Below are 18,971 nucleotides of genomic sequence, written 5' to 3' on the forward strand. Positions count from 1 at the left end.
GATGGCGAAGGCCCGGCGCCGTCCCGCTCGGGGCGCGCAACGGGGTCTTCGGGAGGCAGGTGTGCGGCCGGGCCCGGGGGTTGCCGGCACCCCGGGCCCGGCCGACGACTCAGGAGACGGCCGCGCCCGCGGCCTTCACCAGGGCGACGGTCTGTTCGATGGTCTGCGCGCGGTCGGACGCGAACGGCGGGTCGATGATGTCCAGCGGGTTCTGCGGGTAGACGAGCGAGGAGATGTGCAGGTGTCCGCCGGGGACGTCGGTGGCGCCGAGGGCGAGCCGGAGCCGGTTCGACCGGTACATGCTCTCGTTGGAGAGGTAGTTCCCGCCGCCGCCGGCCTGGGCCTGGGCGCCCGGGGAGGGACCGTTGTCGTGGCAGGAGACCTTGGTCGGGTCCGGCCGGGTGTTGCCGGTCCACTCGCAGATCCGCGGGTTGAGCGCCGTCGGCCAGGGCGTCGTGCCGGCGTCGATCATCGGCTGGTACGGCAGGGTCGTCTCGATGAACTCCGGGTTGCTGGCCGGCTGCGGCCAGTTCGTCACCTGCGGGACGAGTTCCGGCGTGCCCTCGTTGTTGTTGTCCGGGCTGCCGCCGCGCCAGGCGCCGGCCCACTGCTCGATGGCCATCCGGGCCCGGCCGCCCTGGCTGATCGTCATGATCAGGTCGGCGCGTTCCCGGCTGTTCCGGGTCAGGTGCGGTCCGAAGGCGTCCTCGACGTAGCCGAGGTCGAAGCCGCTCCAGGTGACCGGCAGCGAGACCGCCTGGATCTGCACCAGCCGGTCGCCGACCCGGTACTCCTGCCCGTCCAGTTGCAGCGCGGACGCGCCGGACGGGTTGGAGCGGCGGATCTCCCCGTTGAGCTGGTACGGGTCGAAGCCGCTGACCAGCACCCGGGTCACCGAACGGCTGGTGGAGAAGTCAGTGGAGGAGATGCCCCGGGAGGCGTACTCGAAGGTCTTCAGCAGGGCGGCCCGGGCGGTGTCGGTGAGCCGGAACCGGGGTGTCCACTGTCGAAGGTCACGGGTGGCGGTGAGCCGCGACCAGTAGAGCGGGCGGTCGTCGTACCGCTCGATGCTGCCCATCCAGCGCTTGCCCTGGGCCCGTTCGACGGCGGTACGCCACAGTTCGGCGCCACGGGACCGGAGCAGCTTGTCGGCCTGGCCGACCGACCGTGCCCCGCACAGCTCGGCGGTGAACCGGGTGACGAACGGGGTGAAGCCGCCGACCTCGATCAGCGTGCTCGGCACCTGCACCCCGCCCGGCTGGGCCGGGGTGTCGATCCGGGTCTCCTCGTACGTCGTCGGGAGGGTGCGGTCGTAGCACTCCCCCGCCGGTCCGGCCGCCCCGGCCGGCTGCGCCACGGCGGTGCCCGGCATCACCAGCAGGGCGGCACCGATGCTGGTGGCGGTGAGCAGCTTCAGCCGGCCGCGTACACTCTCAGTCAACTTCTGCACATCCAAGGTGATCTTCGACCTTTCCTCGACAGCGCGCCGCTTCCGCGTCTTTGGCCAACCAACCGGAAGGCGGAGCCGGCGCGTCACTGGGGTTGGGAGCGGCCGCCCGAGGCATCGGGTGGCCGCCGTTGAGGTGCGGGAGCCCGGTGACCGTCGGTCGGGTGGCAGCCCGGCCACGGTCACCGGTCCGGCGGTGGTGCCGGTGGTTTCCGGAGGATCAGACGAACGAGGCGAGGCTGACGCCCGCCTCCTGTAGCGCGGTGTGCACCTGGCGGGCCAGCTGCACGGCGCCCGGGGTGTCGCCGTGCACGCAGATCGATCGGGCGCGTACCGAGACCGGGGCCCCGTCGACGGCGGCCACCTGCCCGGTGGTGGCCATCTTCACGCAGCGCCGGGCGACCGCGTCCGGATCGGTGACCAGCGCACCGGGACTGCCGCGTTTCGCCAGGCTGCCGTCGGACCGGTAGCCGCGGTCGGCGAACGCCTCCCGGACGGCCTTCAGTCCCACCTCGGCGGCCTGGCGAAGCAGTTGTGAACCGGGCAGGCCGAGGATCGGCAGGCTCGGGTCGTACGCGGAGACGGCCGTGACCACGGCGGCGGCCTGCGCCTGGTCGGTCACGGTGCGGTTGTAGAGCGCGCCGTGCGGCTTGACGTACCGGACCCGGCCGCCCTCGCTGCGGGCGATCCCGTCGAGCGCGGCGAGTTGGTAGAGCACGTCGTCGGAGAGCCGGTCGGGTTCCATGTCGATGGCCCGGCGACCGAAGCCGGCCAGGTCGCGGTAGCCGACGTGGGCGCCGATGGAGACGTCCCGGCTGATCGCCTCGGCGCAGACCCGGCGCATGATCGTCGGATCGCCACCGTGGAAGCCGCAGGCGACGTTCGCGCTGGTCACGACGGAGAGCAGTGCCATGTCGTCGCCCAGCTCCCAGACGCCGAAGCCCTCGCCGAGGTCACTGTTGAGATCGAGGATCACCGACATCGCACCTCCTGCGGGACGTGGTGTACGTCGTGAGTTCAGGTTGGCAGACTGTTGAACAATCCGTCAATGGTCATGTTGACTTGTAACTTCGTCGTAGCATGGACCTTCTCTCGATTGTGGGCCCGACGGTATGAAGGACAATGACCGCGTGACGTGGCTGGCGAAGCTGCAGGACGACCGCTCGTTGATCACCCGGGCGAGCACCGCGCAGCGGGTGGCGGAGATACTGCGGGCGCGGATCACCGAGGGAGCCCTGCTACCGGGCACCCGGCTCTCCGAGGAGATGATCGGGGCGGCGCTCGGGGTCTCCCGCAACACCCTGCGGGAGTCGTTCCGGCTGCTGATGCACGAGCGGCTCGTCGTGCACGAACTCAACCGGGGGGTCTTCGTCCGGGTGCTCGACGTGCAGGACGTGGTGGACATCTACCGGGTCCGCCGGGTGCTGGAGTGTGCGGCCGTCAGCAACGCCCGCAACAGCCCCGCCGAGGCGATGGACGCGATCGAGGCCGCGCTGGTGGAGGGCGAACAGGCGGCGGCGCAGCAGCGGTGGTTCGACGTCGGCACCGCCAACATGCAGTTCCACCAGGCGATCGCCGGCCTGGCCGGCAGCCCCCGGATCGAGGAGATCATGCGGCAGGCGCTGGCCGAGATCCGGCTGGCGTTCCACGTGATGGCCGCGCCGCAGACCTTCCACCAGCCCTATCTGGACCGGCACCGGGAGCTGCTGGAGCTGATCCGGGGCGGTGAGGTGGAACGGGCGCACGCGGTACTCGACGACTACCTGCGGACCGCGGAGCGGCAACTCGTCGACGCGTACGTCGACGGGGTGCCGGAGAGCGTGGCCGCACGCCGCTGACGGGGTGCGGGACGTCGGCGACCGGCCGTCAGACGACGGTGTGCAGGGCGTACACCCCGTTGTCGGTGCCGACTCCGGCCGCGCCGCCGAGGGCGGACCAGGCGCTGCCGTTCCAGGCGGCGACGTGGTTCACCGCCACCCCGCCGGCCCGGACGAAGAAGCCACCGGCGACGAGTCGTCCGCCCTGCACGGCCAGCGCGAGCACGATGTCCTCGGTGCCACCGCCCAGCGCGGCCCACCGGGACCCGTCCCACCGGGCGACGTAGTTCGCCGCCGCGCCGCCCGCCTGGGTGAAGGTGCCGCCGACGACCAGCTCCGCGCCGAAGACGGTCAGCGCCCGCCCCTCGGCGTTGAGCCCGGCACCGAGGGCGACCCAGGCGCTGCCGGTCCACTCGGCCACGTAGTTCGCGGCGGTGCCGCCGGCCTGGGTGAACCCGCCCGTGGCGACCAGCGCGCCGTCCTGCACGGCCAGCGCCAGCACGTCGCCGTTGAAGCCGGTGCCGAGGGTCGACCACGCACCGCCGCTCCACCGGGCGATTCCGTTCGCCGCCGTGCCGCCGGCCTGGCTGAAGCCGCCGCCGACGATCAGCGCGCCGTCGTGCACGGCCAGGTCCCAGACCGAGGGTACGTCCACACCGGCGCCACCGGGCCCGGCCAGTGCCCGCCATTCGGCGCCGTCCCACCGGGCGATGTGGTTGACGGTGACCCCGCCGGCCCGGAGGAACTGCCCGCCGACGATCAGGTCCCCGTCGAAGACGGTCAGCGCGTCGACGAAGTCGAGCGAGTTGGTCATCACTCCGGTGCCGGAGGAGCCGGTCAACGCCGCCCAGCCGGTGCCGTCCCAGCGGGCGATGCCGTTCACCCGTACCCCACCGGCGGTGAGGAAGCTGCCGCCGGCGATCAGGTCGCCCTCGTAGACGACCAGTGCGGTGACCGAACCGTCCGGTCCGGCGCCCGATCCGCCGCCCGGGCGTGACCAGGCGGAGCCGTTCCAGGTGGCGAGGTGGTCGACGGCGGCGCCACCGGCCCGGGTGAAGGTGCCGCCGGCGTAGAGGCCGGGAGCGGCGGCCGCCCGGGTGTCGGTGGCCGTCCAGCCGAAGCCGGAGGTGCGCCGGAGCGCGTCGAGGTCCCGGGTCGAGGCGTGCAGCACCCTTCCGGCGGCGTCCCGGACCCACAGCCGGAGGGCGCCGGCCGCCTCGGCGGGCAGCGGCAGCGCGACCAGGTTCGCCCCGGTGTCGAGCCGCCGGCCGGCGACCAGCGGAGTGTCCCGCCCGGCGTCGTGCAGGGAGACGGTCAACGCCGCGCTCGGGTGGCCCGGCCAGCGGACGGCGAGTTGCGGGGTCTCGACCTCGCCGACGGCGGGCAGCAGCGTCGCGTACAGCGTGTCACCGGTGGCGGCGGAGCTGGGTGGTGCCGACTCCTCGGCGGCGGAGACCGGCTGGTGCGGCGCGAGGCTCCAGGCGCAGACCGCCGCCAGTGCGATCACGGAGAGTCCCCGCCGTAGGGTGGATGTGCCGAATCCGGACATGCGCGCTCCCTCCGCCGGGCCCGCCCAAACCGGTCGGATCCTGCCAGGGAAAATACACCAGCATCAATGTCTGGGCAATTCGGCGAGCACCGGACGGGCGCTCGGCTCGGGGGCGACGGGTGGGGCGATCCAGCAGGCAGAACTCGTTCCCCTCCGGATCGGCGAGTACGACGAAGGGCTCGGTACCACGCTGCCCCACGTCGACCCGACGCGCACCGAGAGTAATCAACCGGTCCAGTTCCTCGGCCGGGTCGCCTGCCGCAGCGCTCCGGCGGCTCAGCCGCGGCGCAGTGTCAGCAGGGTGATCTCGCTCGGCGCGAATATCCGCAGCGGCGGGCCCCAGAAGCCGGTACCACGGCTGGTGTAGAGCCGGGTCCGCCCGCCGTGCCGGGTCAGCCCCTGCACCGTCGGCTGGTCGAGCCGGACCAGCAGGTTGAACGGCCAGATCTGCCCGCCGTGGGTGTGCCCGGACAGTTGCAGGTCGACCCCGTGCGCCACCGCCGCGCCGACCTGCTTCGGCTGGTGGGCGAGGAGCACCACCGGCAGCTCCGGGTCGGCGCCGGCCAGAGCGGCGGCGGGGTCGGGGCGGTGCCCGGGACGTCCGGACGATCCGGCGGTCGCGTCGTCGACCCCGGCCACCACCAGCCGGGAACCGTTCCGCTCGACGACCAGGTGCCGGTTGTGCAGCGGCTCCCAACCGAGGTCCCGCATGTGGTCGAGCCAGCCCTGCGCCTCGCCGAAGTACTCGTGGTTGCCGGTCACGTACGTCCGGGCGAGCCGGGCGCGCACCTCGCCGAGCGGCGCGGCCTGGGCCCGGCGTTGCGCGACGGTGCCGTCGGCGATGTCACCGGTGTGGCAGACGAGGTCCGCGTCGAGTTCGTTGACGGCCGCGACCACCCGGGCCGACCAGCCGGCCCGGTCGATCGGCCCGTAGTGGGTGTCGGTCAGCAGGACGATCCGCAGACCGTCCAGCCCGGCGCCGAGTCGAGCGATCGGCACCTCGACGCGGCGGATCCGGGGCAGTCGCATCGCCTCGACGTACCCCCAGGCCAGCAGCACCACCGAGACGGCCGCGACCCCGCCGGCGGTGATCCGGGACCGGGTGGGATCGGCGACGCCGCCGACCGCGAGCCCGGCCCGCAGCAGGTTGCCGAGCACCGCCCAGACGAAGAGCACCCAGACCACGCCGAGCAGGGTGTCACCGGTCCGGGCCGCCCAGTCCCGACCCCGACCGTGCCCGAGGTACATCAGCACCGGAAACGCGGCCAGGGCCACCGCGAAGAGCGCCGTACCGGCGGCGAAGACCCCGGTGGGCCAGTGCGCACCGGCGGCGACCAGCGTCCACCAGGGCACGCCGAAGAGCAGCGCCAGGATGGCGGTCAGGGTCAGGCCGAACAGCAGTGGTCGCAGCAACCGCCGGGCGGGTGCGACCGGTACCGCGGGTGCCGCTTCGCTGGCTGACACGGCGGGGAACTCCTCAGCTCGGTTGACCGGTGCTCCGGCTCCGCCGACGGCGTCCTCGCCGCCGGTGCGTGCAGCATGACACGGGCGGCGCCGCCTCGACCACGTTGCTGAGCGCCGGCACAGCGAGGGGCGCGGCGCGGCGTCGGCCTAGAATCGGTACCGGCGACATCCGCGCAGGCCGGCGGGGGCGGGACGAGGAGGACGATCGATGCCGAGCAGGTACGAGTCCCGGATCGAACGCCAGATCCGCGAGGCGCAGGAGCGCGGCGAGTTCGACAACCTCCCCGGGGCCGGCAAGCCGCTACCCGGACACGGCGGCACATACGACGAGAACTGGTGGATCCGGGACTGGGTACGCCGGGAGAACCTGACCGACATCGGGCCGGCCTCGCTGATGATCCGCAAGGAGGCCGAGGAGCTGCCGCAGCGGCTGGCCCGGGAGTCGTCGGAGTCGACGGTCCGGTCCGTCGTGACCGCACTCAACGAACGGATCGTGCTGGCCCGGCGCGGCCTGGTCGACGGGCCGCCGGTGGTGCTGCCGACCTTCGACGTCGAGCGGGTCGTCGAAGCCTGGCGCGAGCAGCGGCGCCGGTAGCGGCTCGGCCGGTCGGCCACCCGCCGGGCGCCCGGCCCTGGCCGCACCCCCACCGGACCGGCCCGCCGGTTCCCCGTCCCGGTGCCGGGGCGGGCGAACGCCACCGCCTCGGGGACGCACCGTCCACGTCGCAGCCCGCCGGACGATTCGACGAACCATTCGGCATCGCTTCCGGGCCGAGTGTGCCGACACCGGCGCGACGCATTAGCCAGCCGAACGGACGTCTTGTCGTCGCCGCCGTACCGGCAAAGACATTGCGTCACCGTACCGGCAAAGACATAGCGTCGGCCGTCGCTGAGTACCGGTATGCGCGGGTGCGCTCTTACGGGCCGCCGGGCCACGCGGCGAGCCGGCCGGTCCTAAACCGGTTCACGGGCGCCGCCGTAGCCCCGCACAGACCGCCGTCCCCGGCATTCCGCTGCTGGTCACCTGGTACACACCGGACGTTGTGCCTGAACCGGTTTACCCGCTTAACAGTTCAGCTCCGGCAAGGGGTTGTGACGTCGTTGACACCGCTGTAACCCGCGTGTACGTTCCCTGCAAGTCGCGCCGCCTATCCCACCCTCCCCGAGGCGCGCCACTACGCATCGCAATGTCAATGTGGACACCGAAAGGTGGGACGCGCATATGAGAAAACACGGATTGACCGGCGCCGCCCTCGTGCTCGCGCTGGCCGTGGCGGCGGGCTGCGGCGGAGGCGACGACGGGAGCGGCACCGACGGCGCCGTCACCGGTGAGATCACGGTGCTGACCCAGCGCACCGACATCGTCGACACGGTCTTCCAGGACTACAAGAAGAAGTTCGAGGCGAAGTACCCCGGCACCACGGTGAAGTTCGAGGCGATCACGGACTACGAGGGCGAGGTCCGGATCCGGATGAACACCAAGGAGTACGGCGACGTGCTCCTCATCCCCAACTCGGTCACCACCGACCTGCTGCCGACCTTCTTCGAGCCGCTCGGCACCGTTGCCGAGCTGGAGAAGAAATACCGCTTCGTCCGCACCGAGCAGCGCCTCGACGACAAGGTCTACGGCCTCACCATCACCGGCAACGCGCAGGGCTTCGTCTACAACAAGAGGGTCTGGCAGCAGGCGGGGGTCACCGCGCCGCCGAAGACGCCGGAGGAGTTCCTCGGCGCGCTGGCCGCGATCAAGGAGAAGACCGACGCTATCCCGCTCTACACCAACTACAAGGACAAGTGGCCACTCGGCCAGTGGGAGGGCAACCGAGGCGGGATCAGCGGCGACCCGGACGCGGCGATCAAGCTGGCCAAGGACGACGCCCCGTGGGCGCCCGGCAAGGAACACCACATCATGGACTCGCTGCTCTTCGACGCGGTGCAGCGCGGGCTGACCGAGCCGGACCCGACGACCACCAACTGGGAGCAGTCCAAGGGCATGCTCGGCACCGGCAAGATCGCCACGATGATGCTCGGCTCCTGGTCGATCGTGCAGATGCAGGGTGCGGCCACCGACAAGGCGGACATCGGCTACCTGCCGTTCCCGACCCAGGTCGACGGCAAGTTCCACACCGTCATCAGCGGCGACTACGACAACGGCATCAACATCAACTCGAAGAACAAGGCGACCGCGCGGGCCTGGATCGACTGGTTCGCCGAGGAGTCCAACTACGCGGTCGACCAGGGCGGCATCTCGCCGGTGATCAGCCAGGCGATGCCGAGCACCCTGGCCGACCTGACCGCCGCCGGGACCGAGTTCATCGAGTACAACCCGGCGCCGAAGGGCGAGGAGGGGCTGGCCGACAAGATCGGCAATGCCGCCGAGATCGCGCTCTGGGACGGCACGTACCGGCAGCGGATCGTGGACGCGGCCCGGGGCGCGAAGAAGGAGACCAAGGAGCAGATCTTCGCCGACCTGAACAAGAAGTGGGCGGAGACGAGGTCGAAGGTCCGGTAGGGCACTGCCCTCGGATCCGCGTACCACCCGGGGCGGGCGGGTGACGGTGTCACCCGGCCGCCCCGCGCCACCGGCACGACGACGTACGGTCCGGCTCGACCCGGAAGGTTTGCGTTCCCCATGGCAACTCCGACGAACACCGCGAGTCGGTTCCCCGGGTCGGCCGGCGCGGCGCTGCGGCAACGGCTCGGACCCACCGGCCCGCGCCGGCCGGTGCCGCGCCGACGGAAGCCCCTCACCCCCTATCTCTTCCTGCTGGTGCCGGTGGCGCTGCTCGCGGTCTTCACCTACGTCCCGGTCGTCAACATGTTCGGCTACAGCGTCACCTCGTGGAACGGCCTGAGCCCGACCAAGGAGTTCGTGGGCGGCGGGAACTACGTCGAGATCGCCACCCGCCCCGAACTCTTCGAGGTGCTCCGGGTCAGCCTCTACTACATCGGCGCGTCGGTGCTGCAGATCGCGCTGGCGCTCTACTTCGCCACCGTGCTGAGCTTCAACGTCAGGTTCCGCAACCTCTTCAAGGGGATCATCTTCTTCCCGTACCTGATCAACGGCGTCGCCATCGCGATGGTCTTCCTCTACTTCTTCCAGCCCGGCGGCACCCTCGACTCGGCACTGCGGGTCTTCGGCCTCGGCAACCTGTCGCAGCAGTGGCTCGGCGACCCCGAGGTGATCAACTATTCGCTCGCCGGTACGTCGGTCTGGCGCTACCTCGGGCTGAACTTCGTACTCTTCCTCGGCGCGATCCAGTCGATCCCGGCCCAGCTCTACGAGGCGGCGGAGATCGACGGGGCGAACCGGTGGCACCAGTTCCGCTACCTGATCCTGCCCGGCATCCGGCCGATCGTCGGGCTCTCGTTCATCCTGGCGATCTCCGGGTCGCTCTCGGTCTTCGAGATCCCGTACATCATGACCGGCGGCGCGAACGGCAGCGAGACCTTCGTGATCCAGACCGTCGACATGGCGTTCAAGTACTACAAGGTCGGGCTCGCCTCGGCGATGGCCGTCGTACTCCTCGTGATCATCCTGCTGCTCACCTGGATCCAGCGCCGGGTCGTGCCCGAGGAGAAGGTGAACCTGACGTGAGCCTGACCGCCCTCCGCTCCCCCGGCACGCCACCCCGGCGACGGCCCCGGGCCGGCACCCCGCTCGGCACGTTCGGCGCCCGGGTCGCGGTGACCCTCAAGTACGTCTCCCTGGTCGTCGCCTCCCTGGTGGTGCTGGCGCCGCTGCTGGTCCTGCTGATGGCCTCGCTGAAGACCAACGACGAGTTCATCAACGGGGCGCCGTTCGACCCGCCCGGCAACTGGTTCAACCTCGACAACTACGTCACGGCGTTCACCCAGGGCGGCATGCTGCGGGCCTTCGTCAACACCTCGGTCATCCTGGCCGTGTCGCTGGCCGGTACGGTGCTGATCGGCTCGATGGCGGCGTACGCCCTGGACCGGTTCGAGTTCCGGTTCCGCAAGACCATCATCATGCTGTTCCTGCTCGCCACCCTGGTGCCCGGGGTGACCACCCAGGTGGCGACCTTCCAGGTGGTGAACGGTCTCGGGCTGTTCAACACCAGGTGGTCGGCGATCGTGCTCTTCCTCGGCACCGACATCATCTCGATCTACATCTTCCAGCAGTTCCTCCGGGGGATTCCCCGGGAGCTGGACGAGTCGGCCGCCCTGGAGGGCGCCAACCACTTCACGATCTATCTGCGGATCATCCTTCCCCTGTTGAAACCGGCGATCGCGACCGTCGTGATCATCAAGGGGATCACCATGTACAACGAGTTCTACATCCCGTTCCTCTACATGCCCGACCGCGACCTCGGGGTCATCTCCACCTCGCTGTTCCGCTTCAAGGGGCCGTTCGGGGCGCAGTGGGAGGTCATCTCGGCCGGGGTCATCCTGGTGATCGTCCCGACTCTGATCGTCTTCCTGCTGCTGCAACGCTTCATCTACAACGGGTTCACCAGCGGGGCGACGAAGTAGCCGGAGCGACGGTCCGGCCGGCCAGCGGCGGCACCGGGTCCGACCGGCGGTATCGTCGTGCGGTGCGTACGGACAGTGTCGGCAGCTCCGCCCGGGTGCCCCGGACGTTGCGGGTCACCACCCGCAACGCCAGCTTCCAGCAGTGGTCGGCGCTGCTGACCAACCGCACCAAGCGGCAGCGGGCCGGCGAGTTCCTGGTGCAGGGCGTCCGGCCGATCACCGTGGCGGTCCGGCAGGGCTGGCCGGTGCACGCGCTGCTGCACCCGGACGGCGTGCCGCTGTCCCGGTGGGCCCGGGACCTGCTCGACCAGACCACCGGCAACCGGGTCGCGGTCGCCCCCGACCTGCTGCACGAACTCGGCGGCAAGGACGAGGAGCTGCCGGAACTCGTCGCCGTGCTGGGTCTGCCGCCGGACCGGCTGGACCGGATCCCGGTCGGGCCCGACGCACTGGTGGTGGTCTTCGACCGGCCGACCGCACCGGGCAACATCGGCACCCTGGTCCGCTCCGCCGACGCGTTCGGCGCCGCCGGGCTGGTGGTGGTCGGGCACGCCGCCGACCCGTACGACCCGAGAGCGGTCCGGGCCAGCACCGGCTCGCTCTTCGCGGTGCCGGTGGTCCGCACCGGTTCGCACCGGGACGTACTCGACTGGGTGGCCGCGCTGCGCGAGCGCGGGTTGCCGGTGCAGATCGTCGGCACCGACGAGGCCGGCGAGGTCGAGATCGCCGAACACGACCTCACCGGCCCCACCGTGCTGCTGGTCGGCAACGAGACCTCCGGGCTCAGCGCGGCGTGGCGGCAGTCCTGCGACCGGATGCTCCGGATCCCGATCGCCGGATCGGCGAGCTCGCTCAACGCCGCGACGGCGGGCACCGTCGCCCTGTACGAGGCGTCCCGACAGCGCCGCCGGGTCTGAGGCGTTCGGAGGCGGATCGCCCGACCCGTCGCCGGTGTGCGCGGGGTCGCGGCGGTTGGCGTACGACGGCGGAGCCGATAGGTTCCCCGTTGTGCGGTATCTGGAGGTGGGCTGCCGAGTACTCCTCGCCGCGGTGTTCATCGTGGCCGTCGCCAACAAGGTCGCGTCCAGGGCCGCCTGGCGGGACTTCGTCCGGTCGCTGCGCGAGTTGCGGCAACTGCCGGAGGCTGCGGTGCGGCCGGCGGCGGTCGCGACGGTGACGGCCGAGGCGCTCGCCGCCGCGCTGTTTCTGGTGCCGCTGCGGGTGGCCGGCGTCCTCGGCTTCGCACTCGCGATCGGTCTGCTCGCCGCCTTCACCGTCGTGATCGGACTGGCCCTGGCCAGGGGCAACCGCGCTCCCTGCCGGTGCTTCGGCGCCTCCAGTACCCCGCTCGGCATCCCCCACCTGGTGCGGAACCTGACCCTGATCTGTGTGGCGGCGCTGGGCGTGCTCGGACTGTCCACGGGGACCGCCCTCGACCCGGCGTACGCGATGATCGCCGGCATCACCGGCCTGGTCCTCGGCATGTTGACGACGGCGGCCGAGGACATCGTCGCCCTGGTCAAACCGGTCCGGTAGCCCGGCCGGCGACGAACCCGGTCGGGGGCATCACGTTCGGCGGGCCGGGGCCAGCGACGCCGGGTACGCAGCGGGGTGGCACCTCCCGAGCGGTGGTGGTCGTAGCACCACAGATCGGAGTCGGGCCGGTCGACCAGAATGGCGGCATGGACCCCGCGACCAGCACCCGGCCACCACCGCACCGGCTCCGCCGCCGGCTCGTCCAGGGCGGCGAGGGGCTGCTGCTGGCCGTACTCTCGGTCAGCGCCAACATCGTCCTGCTGGTGCTCTCGGTGCTCTCCCTCGGCTTCACGGTGCTCGGCGTGGGCCTCCTCGCCTTTCCCGCGGTGACCGCCGTGGTACGCCACGTCGCCGGGCTGAACCGCAGGATCGCGGGGCGGTGGACCGGCCGGGAGGTGCCCAGCCCGTACCGGCCGGCGCCGGAGCGGACGACCGTCTGGGCCCGGTACCGGTGGGTGGTGACCGACCCGGCCACCTGGCGGGACCTGCTCTGGCTGCTCACGTCGATACCGGTCGGGCTGGTACTCGGGCTGCTGCCGGTCTGCCTGGTGGTCTACGGCCTGGAGGGGCTGCTCGGAGTGCCGGTGCTGCTCTGGGCCCTCGACGCCTGGTACGGCTACGGCGCGGTCTGGCCGGCCGACACCCTCGGCAAGGCGCTGCTGGCGCTGCCGCAGGGTGCGCTGATCCTGCTCTTCGGCGGTGTCGTCGGTGAGCTGATCCACCGGACGCACGCCGGCTTCATCCGGGCGCTGCTGGCGCCGACCCGGGCGGCGGCGCTGCACCGGCGGGTCCGGCAGCTCACCGAGAGCCGGTCGGAGGCCGTCGACGCGCAGGCCGCCGAGCTGCGTCGGATCGAGCGGGACCTGCACGACGGGGCCCAGGCCCGGCTGGTGGCGCTGAGCATGAGCATCGGGCTGGCCGAGGAGCTGATGAGCCGCGACCCGGCGGCGGCGCGGCGGCTGATGGCCGAGGCCCGGGAGGCCAGCGGGCAGGCCCTGGGCGAGCTGCGGGACCTGGTCCGGGGCATCCATCCGCCGGTACTCGCCGAACGCGGGCTGGCCGGTGCGATCCGGGCGCTCGCGCTGAAACTGCCGCTGCCGGTCGAGGTCGACGTCGAACTTCCGGGCCGGCCACTGGCCCCGGTCGAGTCGGCGGTCTACTTCACCGCCGCCGAGCTGCTGGCCAACGTCGCCAAGCACAGCTCCGCACGCAACGCCTGGGTACGGCTGCGGCACGGCGACGGCCGGCTGGTCATGGTGGTCGGCGACGACGGGGCCGGCGGGGCCGACCCGGCCGGCGGGACCGGCCTGCGGGGGATCGAGCGCCGGCTGGCCGCCTTTGATGGCACGATGTTCGTGGCCAGCCCGCCCGGCGGGCCCACGACCGTGACCATGGAGCTGCCGTGCGAGTTGTCATCGCCGAAGACCTCGCCCTGCTCAGGGACGGATTGACCCGGCTGCTCCAGGCGTTCGACTTCGAGGTCGTGGCCGCGGTCGACAACGGACCGGCGCTGCTGCCGGCGCTGGTCGAGCACCGTCCGGACGTGGCGGTGGTCGACGTACGGCTGCCGCCGACCTTCACCGACGAGGGGCTCCAGGCGGCGATCGAGGCCCGTACCCGGATGCCGGGACTGCCGGTACTCGTGCTCTCGCAGCACGTCGAGCAGCTCTACGCCCGGGAACTGCTCGCCGACCGCAGTGGTGCGATCGGCTATCTGCTCAAGGACCGGGTCTCCAACGTGGGCCAGTTCGTCGACGCGGTGCGGCGGGTGGCGACCGGCGGCACGGTGATGGATCCGGAGGTCATCGCCGAACTGCTGGCGAACCGCTCCGGCGCGGAGCCGCTGCACGCGCTCACCGCCCGGGAGCGGGAGGTGCTCGGCCTGATGGCGGAGGGCCGGTCGAACGCGGCGATCGCGGGCCGGCTCTTCGTCACCGAGAAGGCGGTCAGCAAGCACATCAACAGCATCTTCAGCAAGCTGGGCATGCCGCCGTCGGAGGACGACAACCGGCGGGTACTGGCGGTGTTGGCGTACCTGAACGCCTGAGACCGTCCTATGTGACCAATGGAATTGATCAGTGTAGTTCGCTACTATCCGCCATCAGTGCCTTACCCGGCGCCGATGGCCGATCGGATCACCACGGTCAAGCCGATCGTCACCGACCGTCGCGCCGACCGCGCCCGCTCGACGGAGGGATCCGAGATGACGGACAGCCGGCAGGTGACCGCCCGCCCCTACCCGTTCGCCGCCCCCGACCGGCTCAACCTCGACCCGCACTACGCCCGGCTGCGCCGCGACGAGCCACTGATCCGGGTGCAACTGCCCTTCGGCGAGGAGACCTGGCTCGCCACCCGCTACTCCGACGTCCGGGTCGTGCTCGGCGACGCCCGGTTCAGCCGGGCCGCCGGGGTCGGGCGCGACCAGCCCCGGACGATGCCCCGGCAACCGGATCTCGGCATGCTCGGCATGGATCCACCCGACCACACCCGGCTGCGCCGGCTGGTGGCGAAGGCGTTCACCGCCCGCCGGGTGGAACTGCTGCGCACCCGCGCCCAGGAGATCGCCGACGGGCTGGTCGACCAGATGGTCGAGGCCGGTCCCCCGGCCGACCTGGTGGAGCACTTCGCCACCCCGCTGCCGATCCAGGTCATCTGCGAGCTGCTCGGCGTCCCGTTCGCCGACCGGGACAGGTTCCACACCTGGTCGGAGGCGATCGTCTCGACCACCTCGCTGAGCCCGGAGAAGATCCAGGAATACCTGGAGAGCCTCTGGGGCTACATCGGCGCGCTGGTCGCGGTCCGCCGTCGCGAGCCGATCGACGACCTGCTCGGCGCGATGGTGCGGGCCCGGGACGAGAACGAGGACCGGCTCACCGAGCAGGAGCTGGTGCAGCTCGCCGCCGGCCTGCTCGCGGCCGGGCACGAGACGACCGTGACCCAGATCCCGAACTTCGTCTACGTGCTCCTACAGAACCCGGCGGAGCTGGCCCGGCTCCGCGCCGATCCCACGCTGATCCCGAGCGCCGTCGAGGAGCTGATGCGCTACGTGCCGCTCGGCGCCGCCTCGGCCTTCCCCCGGTACGCGACGGAGGACGTCGAACTCGGCGGGGTACTCGTCCGGGCCGGCGAGCCGGTACTCCCGGCGATCGGCTCGGCCAACCGGGACGGTACGGTCTTCGCCGATCCGGACCGGCTCGACCTGGGTCGGGAGGTCAATCCGCACGTCGGCTTCGGTCACGGTGTGCACCACTGCGTCGGCGCGCAGCTCGCCCGGATGGAGTTGCAGGTGGCGATCGGCACCCTGGTCGCTCGCCTGCCCGGACTGCGGCTGGCGGTGCCCGAGCCGGAGGTGCCGTGGAAGAGCGGCCTGCTGGTACGCGGACCGCTCGCCCTTCCGGTGGCCTGGTGAGCGCCGCCTGGCGGGTCAGCGTCGACCCGCACCGCTGCATCGGCTCCGGGATCTGCGCCGGCATGGCGCCCGGGCACTTCCGGCTCGTCGACGGGCTCTCCACTCCGCTGGCCGAGACCGTCGACCCGGCCGACCCGGTGGTCGACGCCGCCGAGTCCTGCCCGGTCGAGGCGATCCTGGTGCGGGACGCGGAGGACCAGCGACTCATCGCGCCCGAGGCGTGACGCGGACCGTCCGGCGCCCGGGTGGCGCCGGACGGGCTCGGCGAACCGGTCGACCGGGTCCCGCCCCGGCCCGGCCGACGGCCTGGCCCGGGTCGGGCCGGGCCTGGTCAGAGGAGCGCGTCGACCGGGGTCCTGATGAAGTCCAGCAGCGCCTGGTTGATCTCGTCGGCGTGCGTCCACGGGATGCCGTGCGGTGCGCCCTTCAGGGTGACGAGTTGGCTGTTGGGCATCGCGGCGTGCATCCGCTGCCCGGTCACCGGATAGGGCAGGACCCGGTCCGCGTCACCCTGGATGATCAGCACCGGTACGTCGATCCGGGGCAGGTCCTGCCGGAAGTCGGTCAGCCAGGCGGGGATGGAGGCCAGGGTGCCGATCGGCGAGGCGCTCACCGCCACGTTCCAGTTCATCCGGACCACCTCGTCGCTGACCCGTTTGCCGAGGTTCTCGTCGAGGTTGTAGAAGTCGTGCAGGAACGACGTCTGGTACTGGGCCCGGTCGGTGATCACGCTCTGCATGAAGCCGTCGAAGAGGCTCTGGTCGACGCCCTCCGGGTTGTCCTCGGTCTTGAGCAGGAACGGCGGGATCGGCGAGATGAAGACGGCCCGGTTCACCCGGGCGGAGCCGTAGTTGGAGATGTACCGCGTCACCTCGCCGGTACCCATCGAGTGGCCGACCAGGATGGTGTCGGTGAGGTCCAACTCGTTCATCAGGATGCTCAGGTCGGCGGCGAAGGTGTCGTAGTCGTAGCCCACCGCCGGCTGGCTCGACGTGCCGAATCCCCGCCGGTCGTAGGTGATGGTCCGGTAGCCGGCGTTGAGCAGCGGGTTGATCTGCTTTTCCCAGGCCGAGCCGCTGAGCGGGAAGCCGTGGATGAGCACCACCGGCTGCCCGGCGCCGTGATCCTCGTAGTGCAGGTCGATGGGCGCGGAGTTCTCCACGCCGACAGTCAGATAGGGCACCCGACTCTCCCCTTCCCCCGTGGTTCGCCCGCCGGGCCCGGCGGCCGTCGACCGGCGGCTCAGTCACGGCACCTCGCCGACAATTGCGTAAATTGTCGACTTTGCCGGCCTCGGTCAGCCTATCGAGTCCGTCCCCGCCGCACCGATGGGATGGCGTAATTCCCACACCCGCAACGACCGCCAGCCGGAGATATTCGATGGTGGGCCGGCCGGGCCCGACCTAGGGTGGGCCGCGATGACGCTCGCACACGATGTCGCCGGAAACGGCCCCGCCGTCCTCCTGCTGCACTCCTCCGTCTGTGACCGGCGGATGTGGGATCCGCAGTGGCCCACCCTGCTCGACGCCGGCTACCAGGTGATCCGCTGCGACTTCCGGGGCTTCGGCGAGACCCCGGTGCCGGACCGCCCCTACGCCGAGGCGCAGGACGTGCACGACCTGCTGGACTCCCTGCGGGTCGACCGGGTGGCGCTGGTCGGCGCCTCCTTCGGCGGGCGGGTCGGGTTGGAGGTGGCCGCCCGATGGCCGGACCGGGTGACCCGGCTGGCACTGCTCTGCGCCGGCATGCCCGGCCACGTGCCCGGCCCGGAGCTGCGGGACTTCGGCCGGCAGGAGGACGAACTGCTCGAGGCCGGCGACGTCGCCGGGGCCGTCGAGCTCAACGTCCGGACCTGGCTGGGGCCCGAGGCCGACGAGGCGACCCGAAATCGGGTACGCGAGATGCAGCGGCACGCCTTCGAGGTGCAGCTCGCCGCCACCGAGGAGGTTCCGCCCCTCGATCTCGGCGAGCCCGACCTCGGTAAGATCACCGCACCCTGTCTCGCCCTCTCCGGCCGGTACGACCTGCCGGACTTCCGGCAGATCGCCGCCCGGCTGCCCACACTGCTGCCCGACGCCCGACACCTCGAACTGCCCTGGGCCGGCCACCTGCCCAGCCTGGAACGCCCCGCCGAGACGACCGCGCTGATCCTCGACTTCCTCGGCGAGACCCGGCCGGCCTGATGGGCGGGACGGAGCACCCGATGATCTACCAGCACCCGCTGGCGTTCCTGCTCGGGTTGGAAGGTGTCGCCCTGCTGCGGGCCTTCGCCGGGGAGTACGACCGCGAGTTCACCGAGGCGCGCATCCGCGAGATCCGGCACCTGCTCGACAGCCCCGCCCTCGCCGGTGCAGGTGTCGCCGCGAGCCGCGTCGACACGGTCGACGGCTACCGCGTCTGGTCGGCGACCTACGACCAACCGGGCAACGGGCTCCTGGAGGTGGAGGAGCCGGTCGTACGGGAGATCCTCGACGCACTGCCGCCCGGCACCGCGTTGGACGCCGCCTGCGGCACCGGCCGGCACACCGGCTATCTGGCGGCCCGGGGACACCGGGTGATCGGGGTGGACAGTTCCGCCGAGATGCTCGCCCGGGCCCGCGAACGGGTCCCCGACGCGGAGTTCCGGCTCGCCGACCTGCACCGGCTGCCGTTGCCGGACGACCACGTCGACCTCGTCGTCTGCGCGCTGGCCCTCACCCACCTGCCCGCGCTCGAGCCGGTGTTCGCGGAATTCGCCCGCGTCCTCCGCCCCGGCGGCCACCTCGTGATCTCCGACGCCCACCAGGAACGGGTGGCGCTGGGCTCGGTGCCACGGGTGCGTACCGGCACCGGGGAGCCCGGCCTGCTGCCGGCGTACCGGCACCGGGCCGGTGACTACCTGCGGGCGGCCCTGCCGCTCGGTCTTCGGGTACGGCGCTGCGAGGAGCCGCGCACCCGGGTGAATGCCGACGACGCCGGACCCGCCGCCGACGTCGTAATCGGCCCCTGGGACACCTGGCCCTGGTCGCTGCCGGGGATCGCACCGGCAGCGACCGCCGCCGTCGTCGACGACATGCCCACCCTGGTCGTCTGGCACTTCCAACTGGACGGGTGAGGACGACACTTCCCACCGGACGGGTGAGGACGACACGTCCACTGGACGGGTGACGACGACACTTCCCACTCGACGGGTGACGACGGCACGTCCCACTGGACGGGTGAGGACGGCGCCGCCGTGACCGGGACGCGGATCGGGCGCGGGTCGACGCCGGGAGG

The 18,971-nt window shown here is 71.7% G+C and carries 18 protein-coding genes and 1 pseudogene; 13 read left to right on the forward strand and 6 right to left on the reverse strand.

Translation table 11 applies throughout. The features are described from left to right. Positions 1–109 precede the first annotated feature (109 nt). Together C6361_RS06890 and C6361_RS06895 are read right to left on the reverse strand one after the other, a co-directional pair. Entirely contained in the window at positions 110–1,441 is a 1,332-nt protein-coding gene (locus tag C6361_RS06890; protein ID WP_159079219.1) for a hypothetical protein, read from the reverse strand. Between the two features lie 226 nt (positions 1,442–1,667). Then, positions 1,668–2,429, reverse strand: coding sequence for a LamB/YcsF family protein (locus C6361_RS06895; RefSeq protein ID WP_107267165.1), 762 nt, complete (start codon positions 2,427–2,429; stop codon positions 1,668–1,670). Between the two features lie 148 nt (positions 2,430–2,577). On the opposite strand from C6361_RS06895, the gene C6361_RS06900 reads away from it, so the two are divergent. After that, entirely contained in the window at positions 2,578–3,285 is a 708-nt protein-coding gene (locus C6361_RS06900; protein ID WP_199853277.1) for a GntR family transcriptional regulator, read from the forward strand. 28 nt (positions 3,286–3,313) lie between these two features. Here C6361_RS06900 and C6361_RS38105 read toward each other — a convergent pair whose 3' ends face one another. From C6361_RS38105 to C6361_RS06915, 3 genes and pseudogenes are all read right to left on the reverse strand, one after another. Further along, positions 3,314–4,813, reverse strand: a complete 1,500-nt coding sequence (locus C6361_RS38105) for a hypothetical protein (protein WP_234359375.1) — start codon at positions 4,811–4,813, stop codon at positions 3,314–3,316. 142 nt (positions 4,814–4,955) lie between these two features. Continuing rightward, positions 4,956–5,156, reverse strand: a pseudogene (locus C6361_RS39160) (VOC family protein); the annotation flags it as partial. Next, positions 5,090–6,277: a metallophosphoesterase gene (locus tag C6361_RS06915; protein WP_107267167.1), complete on the reverse strand. Its 1,188-nt coding sequence runs from the start codon at positions 6,275–6,277 to the stop codon at positions 5,090–5,092. The gene C6361_RS06915 and the pseudogene C6361_RS39160, both read right to left, overlap by 67 nt. A 208-nt stretch (positions 6,278–6,485) precedes the next feature. Here C6361_RS06915 and C6361_RS06920 point away from each other — a divergent pair, with 208 nt between their 5' ends. The 10 genes from C6361_RS06920 to C6361_RS06965 all read left to right on the forward strand — a co-directional run bounded on the left by C6361_RS06920 (position 6,486) and on the right by C6361_RS06965 (position 15,940). Next, positions 6,486–6,872 carry a DUF1992 domain-containing protein gene (locus C6361_RS06920; protein ID WP_107267168.1) on the forward strand — a complete coding sequence of 129 codons (387 nt, stop codon included), beginning with the start codon at positions 6,486–6,488 and terminating at the stop codon, positions 6,870–6,872. A gap of 627 nt (positions 6,873–7,499) precedes the next feature. Beyond that, positions 7,500–8,789 carry an ABC transporter substrate-binding protein gene (locus C6361_RS06925; protein WP_107256470.1) on the forward strand — a complete coding sequence of 430 codons (1,290 nt, stop codon included), beginning with the start codon at positions 7,500–7,502 and terminating at the stop codon, positions 8,787–8,789. A gap of 120 nt (positions 8,790–8,909) precedes the next feature. Continuing rightward, complete coding sequence (locus C6361_RS06930; RefSeq protein WP_107267169.1) at positions 8,910–9,875, forward strand: carbohydrate ABC transporter permease; 966 nt, start codon at positions 8,910–8,912, stop codon at positions 9,873–9,875. Beyond that, entirely contained in the window at positions 9,872–10,771 is a 900-nt protein-coding gene (locus tag C6361_RS06935) for a carbohydrate ABC transporter permease (protein ID WP_107267170.1), read from the forward strand. The genes C6361_RS06930 and C6361_RS06935 overlap by 4 nt, the downstream gene beginning before the upstream one ends. Positions 10,772–10,866: 95 nt before the next feature. Further along, on the forward strand, positions 10,867–11,688 hold the full coding sequence (locus C6361_RS06940; protein WP_107270786.1) for an RNA methyltransferase: 822 nt from the start codon (positions 10,867–10,869) through the stop codon (positions 11,686–11,688). A 91-nt stretch (positions 11,689–11,779) separates the two neighbouring features. Next, positions 11,780–12,307, forward strand: a complete 528-nt coding sequence (locus C6361_RS06945; RefSeq protein ID WP_107267171.1) for a MauE/DoxX family redox-associated membrane protein — start codon at positions 11,780–11,782, stop codon at positions 12,305–12,307. A gap of 146 nt (positions 12,308–12,453) precedes the next feature. Continuing rightward, complete coding sequence (locus C6361_RS06950) at positions 12,454–13,758, forward strand: sensor domain-containing protein (RefSeq protein ID WP_107267172.1); 1,305 nt, start codon at positions 12,454–12,456, stop codon at positions 13,756–13,758. Continuing rightward, complete coding sequence (locus C6361_RS06955) at positions 13,710–14,354, forward strand: response regulator transcription factor (protein ID WP_107256481.1); 645 nt, start codon at positions 13,710–13,712, stop codon at positions 14,352–14,354. Before C6361_RS06950 ends, C6361_RS06955 begins: the two co-directional genes overlap by 49 nt. 156 nt (positions 14,355–14,510) lie before the next feature. Then, on the forward strand, positions 14,511–15,716 hold the full coding sequence (locus tag C6361_RS06960) for a cytochrome P450 (RefSeq protein ID WP_199853445.1): 1,206 nt from the start codon (positions 14,511–14,513) through the stop codon (positions 15,714–15,716). Beyond that, on the forward strand, positions 15,713–15,940 hold the full coding sequence (locus tag C6361_RS06965) for a ferredoxin (RefSeq protein ID WP_107256485.1): 228 nt from the start codon (positions 15,713–15,715) through the stop codon (positions 15,938–15,940). The genes C6361_RS06960 and C6361_RS06965 overlap by 4 nt, the downstream gene beginning before the upstream one ends. A gap of 107 nt (positions 15,941–16,047) precedes the next feature. On the opposite strand, the gene C6361_RS06970 is transcribed toward C6361_RS06965, so the two are convergent. Further along, positions 16,048–16,899: an alpha/beta fold hydrolase gene (locus C6361_RS06970; RefSeq protein WP_107256487.1), complete on the reverse strand. Its 852-nt coding sequence runs from the start codon at positions 16,897–16,899 to the stop codon at positions 16,048–16,050. Positions 16,900–17,134: 235 nt separating this feature from the next. Between C6361_RS06970 and C6361_RS06975 the strand changes: the two genes are divergently transcribed. After that, entirely contained in the window at positions 17,135–17,899 is a 765-nt protein-coding gene (locus C6361_RS06975; RefSeq protein ID WP_107267174.1) for an alpha/beta fold hydrolase, read from the forward strand. Positions 17,900–17,919: 20 nt separating this feature from the next. Beyond that, the gene (locus C6361_RS06980; RefSeq protein WP_107270787.1) at positions 17,920–18,810 is read left to right on the forward strand and encodes a class I SAM-dependent methyltransferase; all 891 of its coding nucleotides are present in this window, start codon (positions 17,920–17,922) and stop codon (positions 18,808–18,810) included. Positions 18,811–18,971 lie beyond the last annotated feature (161 nt).

This window comes from Plantactinospora sp. BC1, assembly GCF_003030345.1.
Lineage (GTDB): Bacteria > Actinomycetota > Actinomycetes > Mycobacteriales > Micromonosporaceae > Plantactinospora.